The organism is Campylobacter sp. CN_NE2 (genome assembly GCF_027797465.1).
In the GTDB taxonomy this organism is placed as follows: domain Bacteria; phylum Campylobacterota; class Campylobacteria; order Campylobacterales; family Campylobacteraceae; genus Campylobacter_B.
The window spans coordinates 700,782-724,322 of record NZ_CP115608.1 but is presented as its reverse complement, the minus strand read 5'-3'; the positions used below and the strand labels follow the sequence as shown (position 1 = coordinate 724,322).

Sequence of the window (23,541 nt, the reverse complement as noted above, 5' to 3'; positions counted from 1 at the left end):
ATGCGAAAAATACTAAAATCCTTAAATTTTATTTTTTTAAAAATCACAAGGAGATAAAAAAATGGGTAAATTTGTTAGCGGTGTTGATGAATTTTTCAAATTTTGCGATGAACACGAAGTTGCGTTTGTGGATTTTAGATTTACGGATTTAAAAGGCACTTGGCACCACATGTCTTATAACTACAAAAGACTTGATAGAAATTTTGCAGACGGAATTCCATTTGACGGCAGTAGCGTCGATGCGTGGCAGCCGATCGATAAATCAGATATGATGTTAAAGCCTGATGTCGATACGACTTTCTTAGACCCATTTACAGCTGATGTTACGGCTGTGGTGATTTGCGATGTTTATGACATTTACAAAAACGAACTTTACGAAAAATGCCCTAGATCGATAGCAAAAAAAGCAGAAGCTTTCTTAAAAACAACAGGTCTAGGTGATACCTGCTATTTTGGCGCAGAGAACGAATTTTTCGTATTTGACGATGTTAAAATCGTCGATAGTATGAACTGCGCTATGTATGATGTCGATACGGAAGAAGGCTCATGGAATAGTGGTAAAAAATACAAAGACGGCTTTAACTCGGGTCATCGCCCTGGCATAAAAGGCGGTTATTTCCCTGTTGCGCCGATTGATACTATGGTTGATTTAAGGGCTGAAATGCTTCAAGTTTTAGAGCAAGTTGGCTTGGAAACTTTCATTTGCCACCACGAAGTAGGTCAAGGTCAGGGCGAAATCGGCGTGAAATTTGGCACTTTGGTCGAAGCAGCCGATAATGTGCAAATTTACAAATATGTCGTAAAAATGGTCGCTCACCTAAACGGCAAAACGGCTACTTTCATGCCAAAACCGCTTTACGGCGAAAACGGAAGCGGTATGCATGTGCATCAATCAATCTGGAAAAACGGCAAAAATATATTTTACGGCAAGGGCGGTTACGCGAATTTAAGCGATGAAGCTAGATGGTATATCGGCGGCGTTTTAAAACACGCTAGAAGCGTTGCCGCTTTTACAAACCCAAGCACAAACTCATACAAACGCTTGATTCCGGGCTTTGAAGCGCCAAGCATTTTAACTTATTCGAGCCAAAATCGCTCAGCTTCTATCCGTATCCCTTACGGAAGCGGCGAAAAATCAGTTAGGGCTGAAATGCGCTTCCCTGATAGCACAGCTTGTCCATATTTAGCGTTTGCAGCTATGTTAATGGCAGGGATCGATGGTATAAAAAATAAATTTGAACCGGTCGGACCAATGGATGAAGATTTGTTTAAGCTTCATTTGGACGAAATTAGAGAGCGTGGTATAGAGCAGCTTCCGCACACTTTGCGTGGTTCGCTTGAAGCGGTCATTCGCGATAATGCTTACTTGAAGCCGATTATGACTGACGAATTTATACAAACTTATCAACATTTTAAATTTGAAACGCAGGTGTGGCCGTATGAGTGCAGACCGACGCCGTTTGAATTTGCTACTTGTTATTCTTGTTAGGCGTGTTTAACTGAGCCTAGCTTTTGCGTGATTCGTCGCACTCATTAAGCTCGACGCACAGCAAGTGCAGTCTCGCTTATTCGTGCTCGAAAACACGCAAAATCGTCGGCATTTGCAGTTCAAATTTACGAAATTAAAAATTTAAAGTGAGAAAATTTGAATATTAACGAGTTAGAAAATTTGCGACTTGGGATTTTAAAAGAAGTTGATAAAGCAAAGCCTTTGGCTATGCTATCTACTTTTTTTATCCCAATTTCATCATTTTTGGCTTTTTATTATTCTGGCTACGATTTAGATATAAGTATGATTTATATTATTGCCATCTGCTTAATGCCGATATTTCTTTCAATATACGAAATATTTGAAATGGAAAAAATTCCGCAAATCAAATATGATGTTTTTGCTAGATTTGCGATAATGCTTCCTGTCTTTTTTTTGATAAATTTCGTTGAAAAATATAAAACGCTTGGTTTTATTGGAACTCTTTTTTTGATAAGTTTTTCTATGTTTTTTGCTTATAAATTGATTGTAAAAGAAATAAAAATAAAAAAAGCAAAAAAATATAAAATAGAATTCAAAAATCAAGCTTTGACACCGTATATATCGAGTCTTGGTTACAAATACTCGCCTAATGGCAGGTTAGAATCAATGTATATAAAGCATAGCAAATTATTTAGAGAAGATATAAATTTTGATTATGACTATACAAAAAACGGCGATGATAAAATTTGGGGCAATTTTGACGGCGTGAAATTTACATTTACGGATATTTTGCTTGTTGATAATATTAAAAATTATGCAATTTATGGTATATTTTTTCACGCAACTTTTAATAAAAATATTAAATCTACAACCTTTGTCGTATCAAAGGACGCTGTTTGTGATAATACCAAAAAACTAAAACAAATCACAATGGACGACACCAAATTTAACGCTACTTTTAATGTTTATTGCGATGATGTGCAAAATGCAATGTATATTTTAAGTCCTGCTTTTATGAAGCGACTTTTGGATTTAAAAAGACGACTAAATTTCCCAATCAGCGTTAGTTTTGTGGGAGATAAAATTTATATATTTTTAGATACAGGAAAAGATAATTTCGAGCCAGACATCGATAAAAGCGTTTTACACGCAAACCCTGCATTTACCATAAAACTGGAACTTTCGCAGTTTTTATCAATCATAAAAACGCTAAATTTAAACACAAGAATTTGGAAAATTTAAAATTTTAAATTTGCAAACTATTGCAAATTTAAAAACCGAATGCCGACGATTTTTCGTGTGGCAAACACAAGATAAGACTTGTTTTGTCTATCGGTGTTTGCCACACGGAAAAGCTAGGCTCATTTCAACTTATTAATAAACTCAATACAAATTCCTTCTCTAAGTCCGTCATCAACTACGATAAATTCGGTTTTCGCAAAATCCTGCAAAAGCGATTTTAAAAGCATAATCCCCGCAATCATCAAATCTTTTCGATTTTCGCCAAGCTTCAAAATGGCTTCTTTGTCGCTAAAATTTAAAATCCTTTCAAGCCAAAAATCAAATTCGCCAAACTCCAAATTCTCGCCATTAATCAAATCGCTTTGATAGCTTTCATACGAGAGATTTTTTCGCAGAGCAACCATCGTCGTCGGCACTCCCGAAGTCAGCACGATTTTATCAAATTTAAGCGAATTTATAAAATTTCTAGCTTCGCTCACAATCAAATTTGCATTTTTAATTTTATCGTTAAATTCGCTAAATTCGTTACAAAATCTCACAATGCCAAATTTAAAACTTTTTGAGCGTTCATTATTTGAAATCTCGGTGCTAGCCCCGCCAAGATCGATACAAAGCGGATTTTTCGCATTTAAATTTAAAAGTTTTAAACGATTTAAAATCCCCAAACGCACAAATTTCGCTTCATCATCTCCGTCTATGATTTTAAATTCTACGCCAAATTCACGCCAAATTTCATCAAAAAATTCAGCCGAATTTTTTGCCATACGAAAGGCTTCTGTCGCCACGCACACGGAATTTTCACACGATTTAAAATCAAAAATTTTATCCATTTTTTTTAATGCCGATTTTATGCGTAAAATCGCGTCAATGTCAAGGTCGCCACCAGCTTGCAAATTTCTAGCACTTCCTACGATAAATTCGGCGCTTTTAAGGATTTTGCCATTTTTGTTCATCAAAACGCCACGCAAGGTATTTGAACCAAGGTCAATCCCAAAAATCATATTTTTTCCTTTGCTAAATTTAGCTATAATTTTACCAAAAAATTCTAAGGAGAGAAAATGTTACTTGGCGTAAATATCGACCATATCGCTGTTTTAAGGGAAGCTAGAAGAGTAAATGACCCTGACATTTTATTTGCAATGTATGAAGCTATTTCAGCAGGAGCCGATCAAATCACAATCCATTTGCGAGAAGATCGCCGTCATATCAACGAAAACGATGCAAAAGACATTATCGCTCACTCGAAAGTGCCTGTAAATTTGGAGTGTTCGATAGATGAAGAGATAATCGACTTAGTTTGCAAATTTAAACCATCTCGCGCCACGCTCGTGCCTGAAAAAAGGGAAGAGCTGACAACCGAAGGGGGGTTAAATTTAGAAAACGAAGGTGTAAAAAATGCTATCGAAAAGCTTCAAGACAGCGGGATTGCCGTTTCGCTTTTTATCGATCCAAGTAGAGAAAATATCGATTTAAGCGCAAAACTTGGGGCGAAATTCGTCGAGCTTCACACGGGGGCGTATTCGAATATGTTTGCAATGCTAAATTCGAATTTAGCCAAAACCTGCTACGCTGTGAAAGAATTTGACAAACCGCAGGAAAAACTAAGCGCAATGCTAAAAGATGAAATCACGCGAATTCGACACACAAGTGCCTATGCAAAGGGGCTTGGACTAGCCGTTGCAGCAGGGCATGGGCTAAACTATCAAAATGTCTCAGCCGTCATTAAAAATTCAGAAATTTTTGAGCTAAATATCGGGCAAAGTATCGTTGCAAGAGCCGTTTTTGTCGGGCTTAAAAATGCTATTAAAGAAATGAAAGAGCTAATAAATTTATAAATTTAAGGCGTAAAAATGGGTAAAAAAAATAGAAAAAATTTGCAACACCAAAGCGTAAAAGAAAATCAAAATTCAGGCGAAAAAAGTGCCGAAAATAAACCCAAAATCGCCGTTAGTATCGGTGATATAAACGGAGTAGGGCTTGAAATCGCCATAAAATCGCACGAGCAAATTTGCAAAATCTGTGAGCCAATTTATTTTATTGGCGGAGAGCTTTTAAAGCAGGGCGCAAATTTGCTAAATTTGAGTGTTCCAAAGGATTTTAAGTGTGTAAGCGTTGGTGAGAGTTTTGAAATTCGTCCCGGAAAAGTCGGCAAAAAAAGCGGTAAATTTTCGTTTTTATCCTTTGTAAATGCCCTAAATTTCGTCGCTGCCAAAAAAGCCGTCGCGGTCGTAACGCTACCTGTAAATAAAGAAGCGTGGAAGAAAGCTAAAATTAAATATGTCGGTCATACCGAAGTTTTAAGTGATTTTTTCAAAAAAAAGGCGATTATGATGCTAGGTTGCGAAAAGCTTTTTGTCGCACTTTTTACCGATCATATCGCACTTAGCAAGGTCAGCAAAAAAATAAAATCAAAGCCTTTGAGCGAATTTTTGCAAAATTTGCATAAAAGTTCAGGTTTTTCTCGTGTCGGCGTTTTGGGCTTTAACCCACATGCTAGTGATAACGGCGTCATCGGCGGAAGCGAAGAAAAGCAGATAAAAAAGGCGATAAATTTGGCAAATTTGGCTTTGAAAAAAGAAGTTTTCTTTGGACCTTTGGTGCCCGATGTCGCATTTAACCCTATCTCGCTAAAAAACTGCAACAGGCTTGTTGCGATGAACCATGACGCGGGACTTGCGCCTTTAAAAGCGTTATATTTTGATGAGAGCATAAATGTAAGCCTAAATTTGCCGATAGTCCGCACAAGCGTAGATCACGGCACGGCGTATGACATCGCCTACAAGGGCGTTGCAGAAACAAAAAGCTATATAAATGCCGTTAAATCGGCACTTGAATTTGCAAGTGTTAAATTTGGTAAAAATTTAGAAACCAAAAAATGATTTTACATATTGATTTGGATTGCTTTTTTGTCGCGGCGGCTAGGATAAAAAATCCTAGCCTAAACGGCAAAAAAGTCGCCGTCGTGGGTGGCGGAAATGGGACTATTTTTGATGAAGTAAATTCGCAAAAAAATTCAAATTTGTTAAAAAATCCAAATTCGCAAAATCAATCAAATTTGCAAAATAGTCTGAATTCGCAAAATCAATCAAATTTGCAAAAAAATCAACCAAATTCACAAAAAGGCGTGATTTTAAGCGCAAGTTATGAAGCAAGAAAATTTGGCGTCAAATCTGCAATGCCCGTAAAAACGGCATTGGAGCTTTGTCCTGATTTAACGCTTGTGCCTAGTGACCATAGATTTTACTCTGAGCTTTCAAACTCGCTTTATAAATTTTTATATACTTTTACGCCAAGCATTGAAAGATTTAGCATTGATGAGTTTTTTTTGGATTTAAAAGGGACGAAATTTGATGAAAATCCGTTTGAATTTGCTAAATTTTTGCAAAGCGAAGTTTTAAAAAGATTAAATTTGCCGTGCAGTATCGGAATTTGCAAAGCTAAATTTATCGCAAAACTTGCAACAGATTTGGCAAAACCATTTGGAATTCGCCAGATTTGCGACATTAAAAATGAGCTAAAAAGCGTTGAAATTTCTAAATTTGCAGGAATTGGTAAATCTACACAAAAAACGCTTGAAAAATACGCTATTTTCACTATCGGCGATGCATTAAAACATAAAGAAATTTTTGAAAAACTCGGCAAAAACGGCGAAAAACTTTTTGCAAGATTAAGCGGCGAAGCAGATGATAAAGTCGAAATAACTAGCAAACGCAAGAGTATCGGCTTTGGACGGACATTTTCGCCATGTGCAAACAGAGACGAGATAAAACGAAAAGTTTTGATAATGTGTCGCCATTTGACACACGATACACTAAATTTAGGACTAAATCCGACAAGCTATGAGCTAAAAATTCGCTACCGAACAAGAGCCGAGAGTTCTAAAAGAAAAACGCTAGATAGGGATTTTTCTTTAAATTTGCTAAGCGAAGTTATGGCAGAGCTTTTTGAGAATTGCGATATTCATAAGGATTTTGAGATTATTCATATTAGCCTAAATTTGACGAATTTCAAAGACGGAAAAGAGTGTGAAAATTCGCTTTTTTCCTTAAATGAAGATAAAAAACAACATAAACTTGATAAAACAATCAATAAAATTTGGGAAAAATTTGGACTAGATAAACTAAAAAAAGCAACAGAGATTTAGATATTTGGAAATCGAATTTGCAAATTTTGCAAATTCAATTTTTTATAATTCAGGTGCATTTTCCGGGACGATAACCGGCTATTCATTTGGCAAGGGCGAAGTGCGCGTGTAATATTCGCTTTTTCCTGCGTAATTACGCGTATAAACTCCGCTTGGAACGCTAAATGTGCGTTTTGTTTGCGGGTATTCTTCGATATAGCTTTCTAAAAATTTAGCAAACACAGGTGCAGCCGTTCGTCCGCCTTGCTCAACACTTCGCATAGGCTTATAATCGTCATTTCCATACCAAACAATCGCTTGAATTTCAGGCGTAAAGCCGCAAAACCAAACATCAATGCTATCATTTGAAGTGCCTGTTTTACCCGCGATTTCTATGCCTTTTACGCGCGCTCTTGTGCCGGTTCCAGCACTTACGATATTTTTCATAAGTGTTGTCATAAGATAGGCTTGTTCAGGCTGTAAAATGCGTTTTCGTTGAGGTTGGAAAACAAGCGTTTTGCCGTTTTTATCTGTGATTGAGTTTATAAATTTAGACTTTGTGCTAACTCCAAGTCCTGCAAAAACAGAATAAATACTAGAATATTCAAGCGGCGAAATACCATAGCTTCCAACCGCGATTGAAAGCGCAGGCGGGACATCTTTAAATCCAAATTCGTTTAATTTATTTAATGCTCTTTGAAGTCCGATTGCGTGTAAAAGGTTGATTGAAGCGAGATTTCGCGATTTTTGCAAGGCTTCTTTTAAGGTTATGTAGCCTGTAAAAGTTTTATCAAAATTCTTTGGCGTCCATGATTTGTTGCTTCCGTCATCAAATTCTCTTGCGACATCTGGAATTTCGCTCATAGTCGAATATCCCATATCAAGGGCGATTTGATAGATAAATGGCTTAAAACTAGATCCCGTTTGGCGTTTTGATTGTGTGGCTCTGTTAAAGTTGCTTTTAGAGTAATCAACCCCGCCAACGAGAGCTAAAATTTCGCCGTTGGTTGGATTTGTAACGATTATAGCGCCATTTACATTACTAGCATTTGCGTCTTTATCTCGTTTTAAAATTTCGTTGTAGCCAAACGAAAGAGCCTCTTCTGCTAAGCTTTGAGTTTTTAAATCCACGCTAGTTTCGATCGTATAACCGCCTGTTTTTATATCTGGAAAAATTTTTGTAGCTTCTTTGACGACTTCATCGACGACATAAGGGGCTTTATTTTGCGTTAGTGTTTCGTTATAAATGGCAGGAGTTTCTGCCATTGCGATTTCATATTCGCCTTTATTTATCCAGCCAAGTTCATACATTCTAGATACGACATTGTTTGCACGGCTTAATGACAAATTTAGATTGCGCGTAGGATCAAACTGGCTTGGAGCTTTTGGCAAACCAACCAAAATCGCCGTTTCTTTTAAGCTTAGCTCGTCTAATTCTTTTTTGAAATAACCCATAGCGGCGGTTTTTATGCCGTAGTATTGGTGTCCAAAATATACTTCATTAAAATACCTTTCCAAAATTTGCTCTTTGGTGAGTGCATTTTCGATTTTTAATGCCATAATCATCTCTTTGATTTTTCGATCTATCTTTTTTTCACTCGTTAAAATCATATTTTTGATAAGTTGTTGAGTTATGGTAGAAGCACCTTCGACAAATGCCATAGCCTTTATATCTTTTACCAAAGCCCTAAAAATAGCTTCTAAATTTATCCCGTCATGCTCGAAAAATGCAGTATCTTCGATAGCTACAAGTGCTTCGATGATACGACCCGGAATATCTTCATATTTAACAAAAACTCTGTTTTCTTCATCAAAAATATTTGCGACTAAATTTCCGTTTCTATCGTAAATTCTAGTGGTTAATTTTGGTTTATATTCGATAATGCTGTTAGATTCTATTCTAACTTGCGAATAAAAATATAAAAAAACTCCACCTGCTGCAAAAATGCAAAGTGTCAAAAAGCTAAATAAAACTCTTACCATAAATACCTCTTTAAAATTTCAACGCTTAGTCCCATAGCAGTGCTGGTTAGACCACTTTGAGAGATGATATATTTTTTATTAAAACCTTCTATCGTCATAGCTCCTGCTTTGCCGACATAATCTTTTTTTGCGATGTATTCACGCAAATCATCATCGCTAAATTTAGCAAATTTATATGTTGTAATAGCTGAATTTACAAAATTTATCTTTTTTGAAACAAAAATCATCGCCGTAACAACGCTTGAAAAGTTATCGCTTTGTGCTTTTAGCATAGTATAAGCCTCATCATCACTACTAGCTTTACCAAAAATTTGGTTATTTACCACGACCGAGCTGTCGGCAAAAAGCACTCTGTCAATATCTTTGTAAATTTTAAAAAATTGCTCTTTTTTTGCATTTGCCACTTTATAAGCATAGGTATAAGGGTCGCTAAAATCAATGCCACTTTCATCAAATTTAGTGCAAATTTGCTCAAATTTAATGCCGTGATTTTTCAAAATAAGCGCTCTTGTGGGTGAAGATGAAGCTAGATAAATCATCAAAACTCACTTATAGTAACGCCTAAATAAACGCAAATCAGCGATATTGCGATATTTAGCGGAATAAAATATTTTAAAATTATGATTAAATGCTCGTTTGCTTCGATTTCGTTTTTAGCCAAAACCGCCTTTTGAAACGATAAAATTTTGTAGTGAATATAGACAAAATTTAGCAAAATAAACATCGAAGCAGCCCAAAGTGTCGTTATGATGCCTGTTATCATAGGATCTGCAAATTTATAGTCATTTCCGATAGAAATAAGATAACCGCTAATGATAATAACGGCAAAATATAACAAAAAAAAGCGTTCGTATCTGCTAAAATGCGACTTTATTTTATCGCAGTTTTCGCAAATATTTTCGCTTTTTTTGTAAATTCTAATGATATAAACACAGCAAATTTGAGCATTTATAAAAAAAATAACTGCCAAAATGTGAAGTAAGGGCAAAATTTGTGTTGCCCTTGCAAAACCAAATTCGTTCAAATTTCGCTCCTAAATTTGCAAATTTTACTTTTCGAATTTGTTTGTTTTATCATCAAATTTTCGCCTTTATAAATTCATTTGCAAATGCAATCGCTTGGCTGATTTTGCTTATATCTTTTCCGCCGGCTGTGGCAAAGTCATCTCTACCGCCGCCTCCGCCGCCAAGAATTTTTGCTACTTCTTTGACGATTTCTCCTGCTTTTGCGTTTGCACCTTTTACGCCACAAGCGATTTGGACTTTTTCGTTTTCTGGTTTGAAAAATAGGGCGATGATTTTTTCATTTTGATTTTTTAGCTCGTCGATTTTGGCTTTTATATCGCCGTCAAATTCGCTGATTGCGACTTTTACGCCATTAATTTCGTTTAATTCGATAGCTTTATTGCTACTAGCTTTGCTAAGCTCGGTTTTTAGTGATTTTATCTCGTCTTTTAGCTTTTTAATCGCCGCTATCGGTTCATTTGTTTTGAGATTTTCATTTATTTGTGCAAGTTGCAAACGTAAATTTTTAGCATAATTTAACGCAGATTTTGAGCAAATAGCTTCGATTCTACGCACTCCTGCGCTTACGCCACTTTCTTTTACGATAAAAAAGCTTCCGATTTCGCCTGTATTTTTGACATGTGTCCCGCCACAAAGCTCTTTGCTATCGCCTATGCTTACCACTCGGACATTATCGGCATATTTTTCGCCAAAAAGTGCCACAGCACCGCTATTTTTGGCATCATCAATATTCATAATATCGGTTTTTGTGGAATTTGCGCGAGAGATTTGATCATTTACAAAATTTTCTACTTTTTCGATTTGTTCGCTACTCATCGCCTTTGGATATGTAAAGTCAAATCGCAAACGAGTGGCTTCCACAAGGCTTCCTGCTTGACTTACCATATCGCCCAAAATTGTGCGAAGTCCTAAATGAAGTAGGTGAGTCGCACTATGGTGTCTTGCGATTTCGCTTCGCTCGCTACTTACTTCGCACTCCACTTCATCGCCGATTTTCAAATCCAAACTAGCTTCAACTTGGCTTAAATTTAGCCCAAAAAACTTTTGCGTATCTAAAACGCTACTAGTTTTATTTATCACGCCTGTGTCGTTGCATTGACCACCGCTTGTAGCGTAAAATGGAGTTTTATCAAGTAAAATCCAGCCGATATTTCCTGCTTTTAATTCTGAAATTTCTTTAAATTCATCGTTTAAAATGGCTAAAATTTTGCTTTTGCTTTGCGTAAATTCATATCCGATAAACTCATTTTCGCCAAATTTTTCAAGCAAAGCCTTAAAATCGCCGATAGCAGTGGCTTTATCGCCACTTCCTTTCCATGCGGCTTTGGCTCTTTGGCGTTGTTCGCTCATAAGTTCGTCAAATTTTTTCTCATCGATTTTGATATTTTTTTCACGCAACATATCAGCAGTCAGATCAAGCGGAAAGCCGTAAGTATCGTATAATTTAAACGCAACTTCGCCGCTAAAAATATCTTTTGTTTTTTCTAGTTCGTCGTTGAATAAATTTAGACCTGCCGAAATAGTCGCAAAAAAGCGTTCTTCTTCAAGTTTGATTAGCTCTTTTATATTTTCTTTTTTCTCGTTTAAATAGCTATAATGTCCGCCCATGACTTCGCACAATACTTCCACAAGTTTGTGCATAAACGGCTCTTTTATGCCTAGCAAATATCCGTGTCTGACGGCTCTGCGGAGAATCCTGCGTAAAACATAGCCTCTGCCTTCTTTGTCAAAATTTACGCCCTGAGCCAATAAAAACGAAACCGATCTTATATGATCTGCGATTACTCGGTAACTTGCTCCGCTTTCATAAACATAAGTTTTGCCACATAATTTTGCAACTTCGCCAATAATTGGCATAAAAAGCGAACTATCGTAATTGCTAAATTTGCCTTCTTTTATCGCTACAACGCGCTCCAAGCCCATGCCCGTGTCGATTGATGGCTTTGGAAGCGGGGTTAGTTTGCCGTCAATTGATCGTTCGTATTGCATAAAAACTAAATTCCAAATTTCTAAAAATCGATCGCCGTCTCCGCCCATATAGTCTTCTTCGCCACTAAAATGCTCTTGCCCTTGATCGTAAAAAATCTCGCTACACGGCCCACAAGGTCCCGTATCGCCCATAGCCCAAAAGTTATCTTTATCGCCAAAGCGATAAATTCGCTCTTTTGAGATATGTTGCTGCCAAATCTCATACGCTTCATCGTCGCTTGTATGAACCGTAACATAGAGTTTTTCTTTTGGAAGTTTTAAAATTTCGGTTACAAACTCCCACGCATACGCAATTGCTTCTTTTTTGAAATATTCGCCAAAGCTGAAATTTCCAAGCATTTCAAAAAATGTGTGGTGGCGTGCTGTGTAGCCGACATTGTCTAAGTCGTTGTGTTTGCCGCCTGCTCTTATGCAGGTTTGACAACTAGTGCGAATCGGCGGATTTGGGCGTGGCACCGCACCTGTGAAAATGCTTTTAAACGGCACCATTCCTGCGTTTGTAAATAAAAGTGTCGCATCATCAGGCACTAAGGGTGATGAAGCGATAATCTCATGACCTTTTGAAGCAAAAAAATCCAAATAGGCTTGTCTAATATCCATTTTTGTTTTCCTAAAATTTCGTAAATTTAAGGGTTGATTTTATCCAAAATTTTGTTTAAAACTTCTGAATTTTTGCAAATTTATAGATTTTGAAAATAAATTTGTAAAGAATTTTTAACAATATCTAGCATTTCAAAGCGTTTTTTATACATTGAGCGTTTTTTGCTTTGAATTTCTTCTAAACTTTTTCGTTCGATATTAAGCGGAATTTCGTAGTATTTTTCGCCAAATTTCCCGCCGTTTTCACGCCAAAATTCATCATAATCAAAAAGTAATCGCGAGTGATCGTTTCGCCTAAATTTGGCTTGATTTTCTTTTGGAATTCCAAGTAGCGAAAAATTTTTAATCTCGCAAATCATCTTAAAAACATTAACAATCATAAAAGCTGGGCGAATTCCATGCATTTGTTTTGTGGCTTGTTTGATGAGATCCGGCGTGTTTGGTTCGTTTGAGCCCTGCATAGAAGAGATCAAAAGCGAATTTGGGGTAATAAAGCTAAACGAAGCATCATAAATTTTTTCATCTTCGGTTTGTATATTTATCGAAAAAAAACCTTCTAGCGGGTCGATATTGTTTATATTTAGATAAAGAAACAAATTTTCGTCAAATTTAAAAAGCAAAATTTTCTTTTTTTCTAGCAGTTCATTAAGTTTTTTTTCGCCTAAAAAAGTTTTTGCTAAATTGAAATTTTGAATTATCATTTCTAGGCGTTCTTTTTCGTTTAGTCGATTGTCGCAGTATCTGTATAAAATCGTATTTGCGCGGTAAAAATTCGAGCTAAATAATTTTTCCCAAATAGGATTTTTATTTATAAAATTTTCAAATTCTTTAATCTCGTTTTTGCATATATTTGTCGCAAGATGATAACGAAAATACTGACGAAATCGCTTTAATGTGCGGATTTCATCTTTATACATTTGCTTAAAAGACGGAAATTTAAACAAAACGAAAGACCTCTTAAATTTGAAATTTGGCGTAATTTTATCTAAAATATTTTTGAAAATATATAAATTTTGGATAAAAAATAACTGAAAAATAACTTTCAGCATATATTTGCTATAATGGCGACGATTAATTAAATTTTTAAGGTTCGTTTATGTTTTCTGAGAAGAAAAAGATTGCGATTATCGGTATGAGTGAGCTTGGGCACAAGCATTTTAGCGAATTACGAAGAAGCGATTTTTTTGAATTAGTAGGAATTTATGATGAAAAAAGTAACGAAAATTTCGGTAAAGTAGAACTTTATAGAGATTTAGAAGAGCTTTTTGATAAAGCTAAACCGCAAGCTGTTGTTATCACAAGTTCGCAAAAAAATCATAAAAATCTTATTTTAAAAGCTTCAAAATATGTTCAAAATATCCTTATAGACGCACCTCTTGCTCTAAATCTTGAAGAAAGTAGAGAGATAAGATATAGCCTTGCCAATAACGATACAAATTTAGCGATTTTTTATAAAAATAGATTTAATGCAACTATAAATTCGTTATTACGGGAGTTTTCAAAAGGCGATCAAATTTATACTATGAATTTCATAAACGGCAAAAATAGTGAAAATAGTTGCGATATAATGCAAAATTTACTTTTAAAAGAGCTTGATTTAGCAAGAATTTTGTGTGGTAGCGAGATTTCGTCATTTTCTAGCAAAACCGTAACTGCCCCAAACAGCAAAGAGATAATCGCACTTTCGGCTCTTGGCAAAAGTAAAAATGATATTTTGCTAACTTTTGTTTGTTCAAATGTTTATCCGACATTGCGACATACGATACAAATATCCACAAGTAGCGGTGTTTATATAGCAGATCTTTTAAATTTCACTCTTCATAAAATCGCTCCAAGCGGCAATATAAATCTAAAAGTTGATAATGAAGATTATTGTTGTAGAAACGGATATAAAGAATTTGCCGAATTTTGTAGTGGCGGTATGCTAAAACGCCTTGCAAGTATCGATGAATCCATAAAAATAAGAGAAATTTTACAATGAGTTACGATAATAAAAATTCTAGCCAAAATTTGGCTAAAAAAGTTATTTTGCTTTTGAATATGGGCGGACCAAATGATTTAAGCGAAGTTAGTGTTTTTTTAAAAAATATGTTTAACGATCCTTATATTTTGAGCGTAAAGTTGGATTTTTTGCGAAAAATTTTAGCAAATTTGATAACAAAAATGCGAACAAATTCGGCAACGCAAAACTATATCAAACTTGGCGGAAAATCGCCTATAAATGATATTACAAAATCTTTGTGTGAAAAAACTAGAAAATTTGCTAACGAGCAAATTTGCGTCGATTTTATTATGAATTATACTCCGCCTTTTGCCGATGAAGTGGTGCAAAAATATGCCAAATTTGATGAGATTTTTTTGCTTCCGCTGTATCCGCATTATTCGCAAACGACGGTTAAATCGAGCTTGGAAAGCACCGAAATCGCCCTAAAAAAACACGGCATAAAAAATTATAAAATTTTGGATATTTTCTATCAAAACGGGCAATATAATGAGATTATTTTAAATTTAATTAAAGAAAAAATTGCAAATTTAAACAAAGATGAAATTTCGCAGATTTCTTTGATTTTTTCGGCTCACTCACTTCCACAAAAAATCATCGATAATGGCGATCCTTACGAAGCGCAAATGAAAGAACACGCGCAAATTTTATCAAATTTACTCGAACAAAACGGCATTAAATTTAAAGAGATTATTTTAGCGTATCAATCCCGTTTGGGACCTGTAAAGTGGCTTGGACCAAATACGGCAGAAGTTTTGGAAAATTTAAGTGGCAAAAAAGCGCTTATTTTTCCGATTGCATTTTGTGTGGATAACTCTGAAACTGACTTCGAACTTAGCATTTTATATAAAGAGTTAGCACAAGAAAAAGGATTTGAGTATTACGAAGTTTGCCGTTGTCCAAACGATAGCGACGAGTTTGCTAAATTTATTTTGGATTACGCAAAATAGGGTAGAGTTTTTAAATTTGCTCTAAAAATTTTTAATCCTTAATCTCGTCTAATTTTTCATCTTTGATGACGACTTTTTCTTCGCTATTTGGCGTTAGATAGCCGTTTTCTACCAAAATATCAACTACTTTTTTAAAAACAGGCAAGGCGTTTTGTGCGGCATAAAAACTGCCTTGTTTTGGCTCTCTAACAAAAACGCCGATTGTGTAGCTATTTTTTTCATCATTTGCAAAACCAAAAAACGAGCTATTATACGCTTCGACATAAACTCCTTTTTTGGCGATTCTAGCCGTTCCTGTTTTGCCGCCTACTTCTAGACCAGCAGTTCTAGCTTTTTTCCCTGTGCCGTTTTCGACCGTTTGGATTAAAATTTCTTTCATTATATCTGCTGCTTCTTTGCTTATGACGCTTTTTGCTTCGCTTTGGCTTGTTTTATAAAATTTTCCGTTAAGCTCTAAATTTTGCAAAATTTTTGGTTGAAGCATTATTCCGTCGTTATTAAATACGCTGTAAGCACTTAACATCTGAATAAAAGTGGCTTGAAAGCCGTATCCGTAGCTCAAAACGGCCTTATTTGTCGGATTTGCCAAAGTGCGGGTATTAGGCAAATTTCCCTTTTGCTCGTAAGGTAAATCAATACCTGTTGGTTGGGCTAGTCCAAATTTTAGCAAACCTTCACGCAATAAATTTGCTTCTAAATTTTTTGAAATTTCTATCATGCCGATATTTGAAGAATGCATTATAACTTCTGTTGCGCTCATTGAAGCTGCCGGGTGGGTATCTTTTATGGTTCTACTAGCAAGTTTGTATGCGCCGTTATGTGTGTTTATTATATCTTTTGGTTTGACTTTTCCGGCCTCATAAGCCACAGACCAAACAAGCGGTTTTATGATAGAGCCCGTTTCATAGGCATACTCGGTAGCACTTAAATTTAAATTTGAAAAATCTTTTTTTCTTATTTCGTTTGGATTGTATCTTGCATTTGTCACCAAAGAGAGAATTTGCCCTGTTTTTGAGTTCATTATCCCTACGACAATCTCTTTTGCATCATAGGCTTTGGCGCGTTCATCAACCATTGTTTCTATCGTTTTTTGAAGTCTTAAAGGGATACTGATGTGCAGGTTGTATCCGTCTGTGCGAACGCTTTTTTTGCTAGTTTTTTCTAAAATTATATTTCCGCCGATGTCGCGAGAGCCTTTTATCATCTCGTCATTTACGGGATTTAGGTAGTATTCATAAAATTTTTCCACGCCCTTTACGCCGCTTACCCTTGTGATGCCATTTACTTCATTTTTTTTGATATAACCGATTATCGGAGTTAGTGAATTTTCTGCTGAATATGTGCGTTTTTCGCCACTTTGAGTTACGCTCATACGAATCGGCGGATTTGATTTGCCGTTTGGGCTTTTAAAAGATATAAAAACTTTTTTCAAATTTAGTTTTCTTGATAGCTCTTTTAGATGAACGGCAGTTTTGGCATCTATGTTGTATGATAAAACAATCGTTCCTTTTTCATCTTTCATAGCTTCTTTGATACTTGCTTTTACTCTTTTTTCGCTATCGCCTGTGTAAATGCAGTAAAGTTTAACAAAAAGATCAAGTTTGTGCTTGTCAATGCTTCTTGAATCAATACTTACTTTATAAAGTTTGGTTGAATTTGATACGATATATTCATCTTGTGTGATGATTGCGCCACGGATTGCGCTGTTTGTCTCTACGGTGTGAAGTCTAGGCAGCTTTCTATCGGTATTTGCCCAGTGATACACGGCGCCCAAAAATATAGCTAACAAAATAGGTGCAAAAATAAAAATAATAAAAATTGAGCTTATTTTTGTATCTTTTTTCTTGTTTTTCATTATTTTATTAAATCCTTAAATTTGCTAAAACCGCTATTTTGTGCCGATAAATTCGCAAACATTTGCAAGAAATTATCTCGCGAAATCTCTTTTGCACCCATAAATTTCAAATGATCGTTGAAAACTTGACAATCAATCAAAAAGCCAAATTTATCTAAAACTTCGCAAAGCCTGATTAAAGCGACTTTTGAGGCGTTTGGTTTCATGCTAATCATACTTTCGCCACAAAAAACTTTTCCAAAAATCAGCCCGTAAAGTCCGCCGATAAGCTCGTCATTTTCATAGACTTCCACGCTATGAGCTATGCCAAGATCGGCCAAATTTGTATAGGCTTCTACGATTTCATCGCTTAGCCATGAGCCTTCTTTTTGGCGTTCAATTTTACATAAATTTATTAAATTTTTAAAATTTACATCAAATTTTACGCAATATCTGCGTAAAAACGGCTTTATGCTTTTGTGAATTTTGATTTCATTTGGAAATAAAACAGCGCGTGGGTTTGGCGACCACCATAAAATGGGCTCGTTCGCCATAAACCAAGGAAAAATCCCCTTTTTATACGCACTTATTAGGCACTCCACGCTTAAATCACCGCCCATACAAAGCGGTGCAAAATCGGGTGCGTGGCGTGGGTCAGGGAATTTATATAACATTATTTTTTCATCTTAAAATTTTCAAATTTTTCGTTTGAATTTTTTAAATTTGAAATTTGTGAATTATTGTTTTTCGAATTTAAATTTATAAATTCAAATTTCAAATTTTCACCATCAAATTCAACATTTACAACTCCGCCGTTTTTGAGTTTGCCAAAAAGTATCTCGCTACTTAGGTTGTCTGAAATTTCAGAATTTATCACTCGTTTTAAATTTCTTGCGCCAAATTCGGCACTATAACCTTTTTTTATCAAAAATTCTTTTGCGTTTTTGCTTAAATTTATAGTTATGTTTTCTAGTTTATTCTGCAATTCACTCACGCTTTTATCCACGATTTTTTCTAAAATTTCGTTATTTAGTGGGTTAAAATTTATGATTTTGTCAAGGCGATTTCTAAATTCTGGTGCAAAAAAGCTTTTGACGGCGTTATCGATTTTATAGCTTTCATCTTTTTGAAAGCCGATTTGTGGGGCTTCTTTTGTGCCTAAATTTGATGTCATTATGATGATTGTATTTTTAAAATCCGCACTTTGCCCTGTGTTGTCGCTTAGAGTTGCGTTATCAAAAATGCCTAAAAATATATTCATCAAATTTTTGTTTGCTTTTTCGATTTCATCAAATAAAATCACGCTATAAGGGTGTTTGCGAACGCTATTTGTTAAAATTCCGCCGTTTTCAAAGCCGACATATCCGGGCGCTGAGCCGATTAGCTTTGAGACGCTGTATTCTTCCATATATTCGCTCATATCGTATCTATCAAAATACACGCCAAGATTTTTTGCTAAAACTTTGGCAAGTTCGGTTTTGCCCACGCCGCTACTGCCGGTAAATAAAAACACGCCGATTGGGCTGGTGTCATTTTTAAGTCCTGCATAAGAGCGAAATAACGCTTTGCAAAGGCTTTTAACGGCTTCGTCTTGCCCGAAAATTTCTTTTTTTATGTTGGCTTCTAAATTTAAAAGCAAAGTTTGATTATCTTCATTTTGAGCTAAATTTGAGATATTTGCGATTTCGCCAAGCGTGTTTAAAAGGTCATCTTTGCTTACTTCGACCCGTTTTTCATTTTTTATCCAAAAACTAGCTCCCGTTTCATCAATCAAATCAATCGCGCTATCTGGTAAAAATTTATCGCTAATGTAACGTTTTGCTAAAACCACAGCTTCATGCAAAATTTCATCGCTAAATTTAACGGCGTGAAAATCTTCATAATGCCCTGCAACTCCTTTTAAAATTTCAACACTCTCTTCAATGCTAGGTTCGGAAATATCGACTTTTGAAAAGCGTCGCATTAGGGCTTTGTCTTTTTCAAATTTGCGAAACTCAGCGTAAGTGGTTGCGCCTATGCAAGAAATTTCGCCATTTGCAAGAGCGGGTTTTATTATACTAGCTAAATCACTAGCGCCGCCCTCGCTATCTCCTAGTCCCATTATGGTGTGAATTTCATCGATAAAAACGATTGCGTTATCTTGATTTTTTAGCCAATCAATCGCAGCTTTTGCTCGCTCTTCAAACATTCCCCTTAGCGTAGTTCCTGCTATGAGCGCTCCCGTATCAAGAGCGTAAATAACCTTGCCTTGCAGCTTTGCCGGGACTTTATTTTCTACTAATTTTAGAGCTAGTCCTTCGACGATAGCGGTTTTTCCTACACCTGCTTCGCCAAGGAGCATAGGATTATTTTTCTTTCTACGACAAAGTGTTTGAAGTATTTTTGCGGTCTCTTTTTCGCGTCCGATTAACTTATCAAATTTGCCTTTTTTAGCCTTTTCGTTTAAATTTATCAAATATTCATTTGGATTTATTGCGCCTTGTTGTTCATTCTGTGTTTTTTCGTCATCAAATATATTATCTGTAAATTCTTCCATTACTTCATAGTTTTGGTTTGGATTGTATAGATATGTCTGTTTATTTTGCGTTTCAAGTGGCGGTATTCGCTCATAAGTAGCAATAAATTCTTTCCTAGTAATGCCATTTTTTTTAAAAATCATAACATAATCTTCTAGCGAAAGGGTTCCAAATGGCTTAATATCGACATTTTTGCCGGTTCTGTTGGCAAAAATTGTGCGACAAAGTAAATCGGAAGCATTTAAAACAAACATACCGTTGTCTAAATATCTTTTTATATTTTCCATATCATCGCTAAATTTAGGTATGTAGCATTCCAACATAGTTTCGGTAAATTCTTCAATACTATCAAATTTCAAATCTTCTAAATCAGTTACAAATATGCCGTCTTCTCCTTGGTGTAATGTCGTGTAATCCGGTGTAAAATTTCCGGCACATTGCGTAACATAGTCTTTTAAATCTTTTATAACTCCGTCAAGTTCAACTTTTTCAATTTTCCAATATTTAGTAATATTTCCGTCAAATCTCGTAAAATGGTTAAAAATACAAAGCACGCCTTCATCTTTTTGCAAAATTTCGATTAGTAAATGTCCGAAAATAAAGTATGCATTTTTGTAATTTCTTGCCAAATCTATCGCGTTAAAAAAATGCCTTTTAAGTGCTTCATCAACCATAATTTATTCCTCTTCTAATATGCATTGTAGCGGAAAACCTGCTTCTTTTGCTGCATTTATAACAGCATTTTGCTTTGTTTTTGCGATTTCTTTTATGTAAATTCCAGCAACCCCGCTTCCTGTTTTATGAATTTTAAACATTATATCTACTGCATCTTGAACTGATTTTTCAAAAATTTTAACTAAAATAGCAACGACAAAATCCATCGTCGTAACATCGTCATTTAATAAAATAACCTTATAAAACTTCGGGCGAAACGGCTCTTTTTTGATCTCGGTTTTGATTTGGGTCTTAGTTGCCATTTTGAATCCTATCAAAATCTTTTGTGATAACGGCGGTAGAAACCTGTCCTAGATAGTATTTTACACCTTTTGGATCATTGTCATTTATGTCGGTTAAAGTTTGATAAACTCCGTCTTTAAAAACCACTTTAAAGGGAATAGACAAGGCTCTTTTGTAATCAATATCGCTTAGAATTTGCTTTACAATGCGTTCGTTACTAGGCGAATTCGCGATGAAATAATAAGCGTTATATTTTTTTACGAAATTTTCTATTATCTCTTTATCGGTGATATTTTCAAAGTGAATTAGCCCTACAAGCATAAAATTTTCACTATTTTTCATACTAAAATCCATAAGGTGTGGTGCTTCTGCTTTGCACGGTTCGCAGTAAGTGCCAAAAATATCAAGCATTAAAATTTTATTACTTCCGTCAAGCTTAAAGCCTTTTTCGGTGCGAACTAGCGTGATTTCATTTCCGACAACGCTTTTTAAAACGATTTTTTCGCCTGTTTTAAAAGGCTCAAATTTAGCCGATTCTACGACACTTTTTTGTTCATCGCCACAACCAACTACAAAAAAACTTAAAACAACTGCTAAAATAAATTTAATAAATTTCATATTTTTTCCTTTAATTTTTTTATTATACAAAAACTTTGTCATTCTGAGCGAAACAAAGTGTAGCGAAGAATCTAAAATTTCATCAATTTATTATGAGATTCTTCGCTACGCTCAGAATGACAAGTTGCAGAGTAAATTCTGCAACTAAAAATTATACATACTTTTTCATTGCGCTTCTAGCTTCTCTGTCGGCATCTTTGCGTTTTAGGGCTTCCCTTTTGTCGTGCAAATTTTTACCCTTTGCCAAAGCGATATTTGCTTTTACGATATTTTTATCGTTTAGATAAAGCGATAAAACCACGAGCGTAAGCCCTTCTTTGGTTACGCTTCCAAGAAGCTTATCTATCTGTTTTCGGTGCATTAAAAGTTTTCGCGCAGCTCGTTCATTTGGACGAAAGTGCGAATTTGTCGTCTCCAAATAGCTAATGTGCGCATTTAGCAAAAAAAGCTCACCTTTAATCACACGGCAAAAGCTATCTTTTAAATTCGCTCTTCCGGCGCGAAGCGACTTTACTTCGCTACCTTTTAGCACGATTCCTGCTTCAAATTTTTCTAAAATCGTAAAATCGTGATAAGCTTTTTTATTTCTAGCTAACTCTTTCATTTTGCCACCTTAAAACACGAGCTTCCGCTTCCGCTTAAAAACTCGTCTTTGCAAATTTGCAAATTTGGATACAAGCTCAAACACGGACGAAGCAGGTCGTTTAACTCATAATTTTCAAACTCGTTTAGAATATCGCAACTTTTTAAATTTAAAAGCGAATTTGCAAATTTTGTATCGAATTTTAAGAAATTTGCCCTAAATTCGCCATAAACTTTTGCCGTATCGCAAGAGATATTTTTAAGCGAAAGCTTAAAATTTGGAACTTCATCATCGAATTCAGTGATTTTTTCGCCGATTCCTGCGACATTTGCAGCTTTAAATTCGCTTAAAAAAAACGGCACATCCGCACCGATTTTAGCTCCGATTTTAGCTAAATTTTGGCTGTTTATTTTTAAATTTGCTTTTTCGTTTATCATTTTTAAAAACGCAGCCCCGTTTGAGCTACCGCCACCCAAACCGCCACCCATAGGGATATTTTTTTCTAAATTCACAAAATGGTTTGCAAAAAATTCTTTTAACTCGTTTTTAAAACCTGCTTCGCAAAGCATATCGTAAGCTTTTTCGATTATATTTTTGCCTTTAATCTCTTTGTTTGAGCGAATTTGCAAATTTCCGTCGCCGTTAAATTTAACAAATTCAATCTCATCATAAATATTTTCTAGCAAAACAAAACGAGAAGCCAGTTCGTGGTAATTTCCCCTAAGTCCGGTGATTTTTAAAAATACATTTATTTTTGCAAAACTTTTCAAACTCTAACCTTGTTTAAAAGATATTTTACGCCACTTTCGTCAAATTCTAAAATAGCAAATTCATTTTCCAAATGCACGATATAGCGTCCAAATTCGCTAAATTTAAAATCGTGTGAATTTAATTTTTTGCCAAGTTTTATATCGTTAATTTCGCCGTTATAAAAATTTTCTTTCAAATTTAGATAAATAAGCGGATTTAAGGCTTTTTCGTTTTGGAATTTAAACTCGCCTTCGCTTAAACGCTCTAACGCCGAAAGTGTCGCATTTACGCCTAAATTTTTGGCTAAAATTTGCCCAAAAGAGCGGATATATCCGCCTTCGCTAACGGCGATTTCAAAGGTTAAAAACGGGTGCATATAGCTTAAAATTTCACACGAAAAAACCTGCATTTTTTGCGTTTTTAGCTCGAATTCCACGCCGTTTCGTGCCATTTCGTAAGCTCTTTTTCCGTTAATTTTTTTTGCGCTAAATTTTGGCGGCGTGTAGGTTATCTCGCCAACTAAATTTGAAATTTGTTCTTTTAAAAAACTCTCGTCAAATTTACTTAAAACTTCCACATTATCGATATTTTCGTTATCTTGGCTAATGCAACTTGCCCCTAGCCACAAAGTCGCCCTATAAACCTTTGGTTCTTTTTTAAAAAAGCGAAAGAAACGCGTAAAGCTTCCAAAAGCCACAACCAAAACACCACTTGCAAAAGGATCAAGTGTGCCACTAAAACCGGCACTTTTAATGCCGTATTTGCGTTTTAATTTTCCTAAAAATTGATTTGAGCTAATACCGCTTGGCTTATATGCGACAAAAAGTCTATTTGAATTTTCGCCTAAATTTGCCGAATTTTTCGAATTTGCTAAATTTACAGAATTTTCGCCGTCCAA

General features: G+C 35.4%; 21 protein-coding genes. 7 read left to right on the top strand and 14 right to left on the bottom strand.

What is annotated here, in order from left to right; all coding sequences use genetic code 11:
* Window positions 1–61: 61 nt before the first annotated feature.
* Both glnA and PF028_RS03495 read left to right on the top strand, forming a co-directional pair.
* On the top strand, window positions 62–1,489 hold the full coding sequence (gene glnA / locus PF028_RS03500; RefSeq protein ID WP_270860381.1) for a type I glutamate--ammonia ligase: 1,428 nt from the start codon (window positions 62–64) through the stop codon (window positions 1,487–1,489).
* A gap of 156 nt (window positions 1,490–1,645) precedes the next feature.
* A complete protein-coding gene (locus PF028_RS03495; protein WP_270860380.1) occupies window positions 1,646–2,713 on the top strand; it encodes a DUF3137 domain-containing protein in 1,068 nt (355 codons plus the stop codon).
* 119 nt (window positions 2,714–2,832) lie between these two features.
* On the opposite strand, the gene PF028_RS03490 is transcribed toward PF028_RS03495, so the two are convergent.
* On the bottom strand, window positions 2,833–3,714 hold the full coding sequence (locus PF028_RS03490) for a Ppx/GppA phosphatase family protein (protein WP_270860379.1): 882 nt from the start codon (window positions 3,712–3,714) through the stop codon (window positions 2,833–2,835).
* 57 nt (window positions 3,715–3,771) lie between these two features.
* On the opposite strand from PF028_RS03490, the gene PF028_RS03485 reads away from it, so the two are divergent.
* The 3 genes from PF028_RS03485 to PF028_RS03475 are packed head-to-tail and all read left to right on the top strand — an operon-like array spanning window position 3,772 to window position 6,857.
* Window positions 3,772–4,548: a pyridoxine 5'-phosphate synthase gene (locus tag PF028_RS03485; protein WP_270860378.1), complete on the top strand. Its 777-nt coding sequence runs from the start codon at window positions 3,772–3,774 to the stop codon at window positions 4,546–4,548.
* 15 nt (window positions 4,549–4,563) lie between these two features.
* Window positions 4,564–5,592 carry a 4-hydroxythreonine-4-phosphate dehydrogenase gene (gene pdxA / locus PF028_RS03480; protein ID WP_270860377.1) on the top strand — a complete coding sequence of 343 codons (1,029 nt, stop codon included), beginning with the start codon at window positions 4,564–4,566 and terminating at the stop codon, window positions 5,590–5,592.
* The gene (locus PF028_RS03475; protein ID WP_270860376.1) at window positions 5,589–6,857 is read left to right on the top strand and encodes a DNA polymerase Y family protein; all 1,269 of its coding nucleotides are present in this window, start codon (window positions 5,589–5,591) and stop codon (window positions 6,855–6,857) included. The genes pdxA and PF028_RS03475 overlap by 4 nt, the downstream gene beginning before the upstream one ends.
* Before the next feature lie 78 nt (window positions 6,858–6,935).
* Here PF028_RS03475 and PF028_RS03470 read toward each other — a convergent pair whose 3' ends face one another.
* The 5 genes from PF028_RS03470 to PF028_RS03450 form a co-directional block, all read right to left on the bottom strand.
* Window positions 6,936–8,819 carry a transglycosylase domain-containing protein gene (locus PF028_RS03470; protein ID WP_270860375.1) on the bottom strand — a complete coding sequence of 628 codons (1,884 nt, stop codon included), beginning with the start codon at window positions 8,817–8,819 and terminating at the stop codon, window positions 6,936–6,938.
* Window positions 8,813–9,358, bottom strand: a complete 546-nt coding sequence (gene maf, locus PF028_RS03465) for a septum formation inhibitor Maf (RefSeq protein WP_270860429.1) — start codon at window positions 9,356–9,358, stop codon at window positions 8,813–8,815. Before maf ends, PF028_RS03470 begins: the two co-directional genes overlap by 7 nt.
* Window positions 9,358–9,843, bottom strand: coding sequence for a hypothetical protein (locus PF028_RS03460; RefSeq protein WP_270860374.1), 486 nt, complete (start codon window positions 9,841–9,843; stop codon window positions 9,358–9,360). The genes maf and PF028_RS03460 overlap by 1 nt, the downstream gene beginning before the upstream one ends.
* A gap of 52 nt (window positions 9,844–9,895) precedes the next feature.
* Complete coding sequence (gene alaS / locus PF028_RS03455) at window positions 9,896–12,433, bottom strand: alanine--tRNA ligase (protein WP_270860373.1); 2,538 nt, start codon at window positions 12,431–12,433, stop codon at window positions 9,896–9,898.
* A gap of 80 nt (window positions 12,434–12,513) precedes the next feature.
* The gene (locus PF028_RS03450; protein ID WP_270860372.1) at window positions 12,514–13,482 is read right to left on the bottom strand and encodes a VirK/YbjX family protein; all 969 of its coding nucleotides are present in this window, start codon (window positions 13,480–13,482) and stop codon (window positions 12,514–12,516) included.
* 47 nt (window positions 13,483–13,529) lie between these two features.
* On the opposite strand from PF028_RS03450, the gene PF028_RS03445 reads away from it, so the two are divergent.
* Both PF028_RS03445 and hemH read left to right on the top strand, forming a co-directional pair.
* Window positions 13,530–14,414 (top strand): Gfo/Idh/MocA family oxidoreductase, encoded by an 885-nt coding sequence (locus PF028_RS03445; RefSeq protein WP_270860371.1) that lies wholly within the window; start codon window positions 13,530–13,532, stop codon window positions 14,412–14,414.
* Window positions 14,411–15,385, top strand: a complete 975-nt coding sequence (gene hemH / locus PF028_RS03440; RefSeq protein WP_270860370.1) for a ferrochelatase — start codon at window positions 14,411–14,413, stop codon at window positions 15,383–15,385. Before PF028_RS03445 ends, hemH begins: the two co-directional genes overlap by 4 nt.
* A gap of 31 nt (window positions 15,386–15,416) precedes the next feature.
* On the opposite strand, the gene PF028_RS03435 is transcribed toward hemH, so the two are convergent.
* The 8 genes from PF028_RS03435 to truB all read right to left on the bottom strand — a co-directional run bounded on the left by PF028_RS03435 (window position 15,417) and on the right by truB (window position 23,541).
* Window positions 15,417–17,240 carry a peptidoglycan D,D-transpeptidase FtsI family protein gene (locus tag PF028_RS03435; protein ID WP_270860369.1) on the bottom strand — a complete coding sequence of 608 codons (1,824 nt, stop codon included), beginning with the start codon at window positions 17,238–17,240 and terminating at the stop codon, window positions 15,417–15,419.
* Window positions 17,240–17,893, bottom strand: a complete 654-nt coding sequence (gene aat, locus PF028_RS03430) for a leucyl/phenylalanyl-tRNA--protein transferase (RefSeq protein ID WP_270860368.1) — start codon at window positions 17,891–17,893, stop codon at window positions 17,240–17,242. Before aat ends, PF028_RS03435 begins: the two co-directional genes overlap by 1 nt.
* Complete coding sequence (locus tag PF028_RS03425; RefSeq protein WP_270860367.1) at window positions 17,893–20,409, bottom strand: AAA family ATPase; 2,517 nt, start codon at window positions 20,407–20,409, stop codon at window positions 17,893–17,895. Before PF028_RS03425 ends, aat begins: the two co-directional genes overlap by 1 nt.
* 3 nt (window positions 20,410–20,412) lie before the next feature.
* Window positions 20,413–20,712, bottom strand: coding sequence for an ATP-dependent Clp protease adaptor ClpS (locus PF028_RS03420; RefSeq protein ID WP_270860366.1), 300 nt, complete (start codon window positions 20,710–20,712; stop codon window positions 20,413–20,415).
* Window positions 20,702–21,310 (bottom strand): TlpA family protein disulfide reductase, encoded by a 609-nt coding sequence (locus PF028_RS03415; RefSeq protein WP_270860365.1) that lies wholly within the window; start codon window positions 21,308–21,310, stop codon window positions 20,702–20,704. The genes PF028_RS03420 and PF028_RS03415 overlap by 11 nt, the downstream gene beginning before the upstream one ends.
* A 151-nt stretch (window positions 21,311–21,461) precedes the next feature.
* On the bottom strand, window positions 21,462–21,914 hold the full coding sequence (gene smpB / locus PF028_RS03410) for an SsrA-binding protein SmpB (protein WP_270860364.1): 453 nt from the start codon (window positions 21,912–21,914) through the stop codon (window positions 21,462–21,464).
* Window positions 21,911–22,663 carry a 4-(cytidine 5'-diphospho)-2-C-methyl-D-erythritol kinase gene (locus PF028_RS03405; protein ID WP_270860363.1) on the bottom strand — a complete coding sequence of 251 codons (753 nt, stop codon included), beginning with the start codon at window positions 22,661–22,663 and terminating at the stop codon, window positions 21,911–21,913. Before PF028_RS03405 ends, smpB begins: the two co-directional genes overlap by 4 nt.
* The gene (gene truB / locus PF028_RS03400) at window positions 22,660–23,541 is read right to left on the bottom strand and encodes a tRNA pseudouridine(55) synthase TruB (RefSeq protein WP_270860362.1); all 882 of its coding nucleotides are present in this window, start codon (window positions 23,539–23,541) and stop codon (window positions 22,660–22,662) included. The genes PF028_RS03405 and truB overlap by 4 nt, the downstream gene beginning before the upstream one ends.

Excerpts from the sequence above, each read along its gene's own strand:
- hemH (WP_270860370.1), top strand. The coding sequence starts at position 14,411 with ATGAGTTACGATAATAAAAATTCTAGCCAAAATTTGGCTAAAAAAGTT.
- PF028_RS03490 (WP_270860379.1), bottom strand. The coding sequence starts at position 3,714 with ATGATTTTTGGGATTGACCTTGGTTCAAATACCTTGCGTGGCGTTTTG.
- PF028_RS03425 (WP_270860367.1), bottom strand. The coding sequence starts at position 20,409 with ATGGTTGATGAAGCACTTAAAAGGCATTTTTTTAACGCGATAGATTTG.
- alaS (WP_270860373.1), bottom strand. The coding sequence starts at position 12,433 with ATGGATATTAGACAAGCCTATTTGGATTTTTTTGCTTCAAAAGGTCAT.
- maf (WP_270860429.1), bottom strand. The coding sequence starts at position 9,358 with ATGATTTATCTAGCTTCATCTTCACCCACAAGAGCGCTTATTTTGAAA.
- PF028_RS03420 (WP_270860366.1), bottom strand. The coding sequence starts at position 20,712 with ATGGCAACTAAGACCCAAATCAAAACCGAGATCAAAAAAGAGCCGTTT.
- PF028_RS03475 (WP_270860376.1), top strand. The coding sequence starts at position 5,589 with ATGATTTTACATATTGATTTGGATTGCTTTTTTGTCGCGGCGGCTAGG.
- PF028_RS03435 (WP_270860369.1), bottom strand. The coding sequence starts at position 17,240 with ATGAAAAACAAGAAAAAAGATACAAAAATAAGCTCAATTTTTATTATT.
- pdxA (WP_270860377.1), top strand. The coding sequence starts at position 4,564 with ATGGGTAAAAAAAATAGAAAAAATTTGCAACACCAAAGCGTAAAAGAA.
- PF028_RS03485 (WP_270860378.1), top strand. The coding sequence starts at position 3,772 with ATGTTACTTGGCGTAAATATCGACCATATCGCTGTTTTAAGGGAAGCT.
- PF028_RS03445 (WP_270860371.1), top strand. The coding sequence starts at position 13,530 with ATGTTTTCTGAGAAGAAAAAGATTGCGATTATCGGTATGAGTGAGCTT.
- PF028_RS03450 (WP_270860372.1), bottom strand. The coding sequence starts at position 13,482 with ATGCTGAAAGTTATTTTTCAGTTATTTTTTATCCAAAATTTATATATT.
- PF028_RS03470 (WP_270860375.1), bottom strand. The coding sequence starts at position 8,819 with ATGGTAAGAGTTTTATTTAGCTTTTTGACACTTTGCATTTTTGCAGCA.
- glnA (WP_270860381.1), top strand. The coding sequence starts at position 62 with ATGGGTAAATTTGTTAGCGGTGTTGATGAATTTTTCAAATTTTGCGAT.
- smpB (WP_270860364.1), bottom strand. The coding sequence starts at position 21,914 with ATGAAAGAGTTAGCTAGAAATAAAAAAGCTTATCACGATTTTACGATT.
- PF028_RS03415 (WP_270860365.1), bottom strand. The coding sequence starts at position 21,310 with ATGAAATTTATTAAATTTATTTTAGCAGTTGTTTTAAGTTTTTTTGTA.
- aat (WP_270860368.1), bottom strand. The coding sequence starts at position 17,893 with ATGTTATATAAATTCCCTGACCCACGCCACGCACCCGATTTTGCACCG.